We start from the raw sequence: 3,410 nt of genomic DNA, 5'->3' as shown, positions 1-3,410 counted from the left end.
GTCCGCCTTCTGTTTGTTCCAACTTGCCATGAGCGTATTCCCGGTCGGCGCGTCAGGTCGATCGGTCACGTTGGCATAGGCCCGCGCGGCGATAGGGTCGGGGTTGGTCATATCGGGAAGAATCAGTGCGGCCATGACAAGTCCAAATACAGCCGCGGCGGCCACATATTTCCGGCCTAGATCGTCCGCGGCACTGGCGCATTCACGAATATAGTCGGGTTCAGCATCGATTTTGCGGGGCATCTGGAATATCCTCGTTCCCAGGATTGGAAGCCGCATTATGCTGACTGATTGCCTCGAAAATGCGCCGCGAATGTAACGGCTGAAACAAATTCGCGTGAGCCAGGCGGTTACTCCAATTGTCTCCCACTCATCGAAATGAGAGAATTGAGCCCTATACCGGACTTCCTGCTAACGGCGGAGAGTGGCCGTGCATCGGCACATTTTGTCAGCACCATTTCACGGTCCGCCCGATATTGCCTTCAAAAGCACGCTGCTCCTCGCCGCCGATATCGAGCGTGTAGTTCTCCGTCGCGAAGGCGTGGCGTTCTCGCTGATGCCCGCGACAATGCCGCCGCCGAACTCGTTCCGCCCGGATCGCTGCCGCCAAGAATAAGCGCTCGCCAGCGGCGGATAGTCGTGCAACAATGATTGCTACGCCTAGGGGGCATCGGCATCCGAAGCGGTAAATCACGCGAAGCCCCGGCCCCGCTCGGCCAGACGCGCTTATTCGGTGTCCCCCAAATCGAAGGGAGGAGGCGCCATGCCGACGATCAAGGCCAACAACATCACTATCAACTATGAGCAGCAGGGCACCGGCGAGCCGCTGCTGCTGATCCCCTACCTTGCTGCCGACAATGCATGCTATGCCTTTCAGGTCGCGGACTATGCTAAGCAATTCACCTGTATCTCTCTCGACCCGCGCGGCGCTGGCGAAAGCGACAAGCCGGCCGGGACCTATTCGACCGAGCTCTTTGCAGACGATATTGCTGCCTTCATTGCCGCCATCGGGTTGGATCGCGTCCACGTCGCCGGGCTATCGTTGGGGGCGGCTATCGGCATGTGGCTCGCCGCCAAACATCCCGCGCGGGTGAAATCGTTGTCGCTCCACAGCGCATGGGCGAAATCCGACGCCTACCTCGAGATTGTAGTCCGAGGCTGGCAGTCAATGGCCAAGGGCCTTGGCAGCGTAACCGAAATGATCATCCAAGGCATCTTTCCCTGGTGCTTCACGCCCGAGCTCTATGCCGCAAAGCCCGAACATATCGAGGCACTCGCGTCGTTCGTACGCGGCCGACCGGCCCAGCCGCTTGCCGCCTTCCTGCAACAATCCGAGGCGGTCATCGCCCACGATGCCGCGGCTCAGCTCGCCAAGATCAAGGCGCCGACCCAGATCACCTTCGGCCGGTACGATCTCGTCACCGGAGCCCGCTTCGCGGACACGATGAAGGGCGGCATCGCCAAGAGCGAACTGATAGTGTTCGAAGACTGTTCCCATGCCCCGATCTACGAAAATGTCGCTGAGTTTAACGCGAAGACACTGGCCTTCCTGGGCCGACAGGCGGGATAAAGCCCGACCCTCGGCTGTCCCCTAGGCCATCCGAAAGGAGAGGTTTTTCTTGGGCGCGGGGCGTGCCATGCGCCCGCCCAATGTCCAAAGCGCTGCGGGGTCAACATCTGACATCAATTGCTTTCAACTCAGCCGTTTTGCGCCAGAAGCAGTTGTCGAAGACAGGGGGACAAGCTCTAATGAAATCTCATCTACATCAACGCCGATCCGGCTTCTCCTTGCCGGTGCATTTAGAATGAGGTGATTTCACCCACTCGCTCAACAAGATGCGCACGCGAGGGTGCAGGGTCAAACCGATCGGCGAAATATTGCGTTTCGTTGACCACCAGTCCTTCGCGGAATTCCATGATGCTCACCGCGTAAGATGGTATGCCGTCATAGGTAAGTTCGAATTCAGTGACCCAGAGATCGCCGCTGCCGATAATTCGCCGGACCGTAAAATGCTTCTTGTTTGGCTGGACGAATCGGCTCTCTTGAATGTTGTGCCGGCCGCGGATCCGCTCACCCGATTGCGGATAATAAAGCACAGCATCCTCGCGGTAGATTTCATGTTCGACCTTGAAATCGCTCGCGTCCGAAGCATCCCAATGGCGCTCCAGCGCCATCAGCACGGTTCGATCATCCATCTCAATCTCCCACCTACGCTTCCGGCTATCATTTCGGAACCACTGAATTCACTGTGCTGTACGCAATTTTGAAACGTAGGGCGCTATTACCGATCGCGCCAGTTGTGTGTCGCCTCATGATGCGGGCGATTGCAGTTTGATGTAAGGATACGCCTGTGGGGAGCCCCCGACAATGTGCGGATTTCGTCGGCCAGTGGCGCGAAAAACTTCTCGCCTCGATTTGGACAGGTGGCCTAACCGAATGTCCCCTTGGCCAATAGGGTCAGCTCTTTGGTGCAAAGCCTTGTTCGGCCATATACCCTCGAAATGTAATGTCAGAGTAGGCAGCGCCGGCAATCCACAGCCTGCCGGCCGCTGCCATGATCTGCGCAGCAGCGAGCGGTAGCTTCCTCTCATCGTAAACATTGTAAAGCCTGCCGGCTAATTCACGCTAAGATACCGACCATCCGCCATCAACCAGCAAATTCAGTCCCGTAATGAGGGAGGCTGCTGGCGATGCCAGAAATACAACAGCACCCACAACATCATCAGTTTCCCCGATCCGGCCCAAGGGAATATGTCCGAGGGTCCTGTCGTAAAAGTCTTTATCAGCCAGCGCAGGTCTCGTTCCATCGGTCCATATGAAAGTCGGGGCAACGGTGTTGACGGTGATGCCGTGCTGCGCCCATTCAGCTGCAAGACAGCGCATCAGGTGATTTATGGCGGCCTTGCTCATGCAGTAAATTGCCTCGCCGCGAAGCGTCACCGTACCAGCTTGGGAGCTTATGCTTATTATACGGCCCGCCTTCTGTGCAATCATTTGCCGGGCGACGGTCTGGGTCACCAGAAACGTGCCCTTGATGTTGACCTGCAGTATCTCGTCCACGTCTGCCTCTGTGACACGCTCAGCAAGATCACCGGGTGCGACGCCGACATTGTTCACCAGAACATCAATCCGTCCAAAGGTCTCAATCGCCTCGGCGACGGAAGTCTCGATTTCACCGCGTTTCGAAATATCCAGTCGGACGGGAAGGACTTTTCTTCCCATGCCTTCTATTTCCTCAATTAGTTCCATGGACATAGCAACGTCACGCAAACCCAGAACAATGTCGGAGCCTGCTGCAGCGCATGCAAGAGCGCATGCTCGGCCTATCCCGCGTGACGCACCTGTCACCAACGTCACTTTTCCTGCAAGACCGAAATCAGGTGCGTGTTTGATCTGGTTATCCACGATA

General features: G+C 57.0%; 5 protein-coding genes. 2 read left to right on the top strand and 3 right to left on the bottom strand.

Annotated elements, in window-relative coordinates:
- The coding region (locus AAAC48_RS05515) for a hypothetical protein (protein ID WP_340653214.1) at positions 1-243 on the bottom strand (243 nt) is incomplete at its 3' end.
- Between the two features lie 187 nt (positions 244-430).
- Here AAAC48_RS05515 and AAAC48_RS05510 point away from each other — a divergent pair.
- Positions 431-616, top strand: coding sequence for a hypothetical protein (locus AAAC48_RS05510; protein WP_340653213.1), 186 nt, complete (start codon positions 431-433; stop codon positions 614-616).
- 147 nt (positions 617-763) lie between these two features.
- Entirely contained in the window at positions 764-1,570 is an 807-nt protein-coding gene (locus AAAC48_RS05505) for an alpha/beta hydrolase (RefSeq protein ID WP_340653212.1), read from the top strand.
- A 230-nt stretch (positions 1,571-1,800) separates the two neighbouring features.
- On the opposite strand, the gene AAAC48_RS05500 is transcribed toward AAAC48_RS05505, so the two are convergent.
- Both AAAC48_RS05500 and AAAC48_RS05495 read right to left on the bottom strand, forming a co-directional pair.
- Entirely contained in the window at positions 1,801-2,196 is a 396-nt protein-coding gene (locus AAAC48_RS05500) for a nuclear transport factor 2 family protein (RefSeq protein ID WP_340653211.1), read from the bottom strand.
- Positions 2,197-2,626: 430 nt separating this feature from the next.
- On the bottom strand, positions 2,627-3,406 hold the full coding sequence (locus AAAC48_RS05495) for an SDR family oxidoreductase (RefSeq protein ID WP_340653215.1): 780 nt from the start codon (positions 3,404-3,406) through the stop codon (positions 2,627-2,629).
- Between the last annotated feature and the right edge of the window lie 4 nt (positions 3,407-3,410).

It is taken from the genome of Phyllobacterium sp. (assembly GCF_037994405.1).
Lineage (GTDB): Bacteria > Pseudomonadota > Alphaproteobacteria > Rhizobiales > Rhizobiaceae > Phyllobacterium.
The sequence above is the reverse complement of the archived record's forward strand: the minus strand, read 5'-3'. Positions and strand labels throughout refer to the sequence as shown.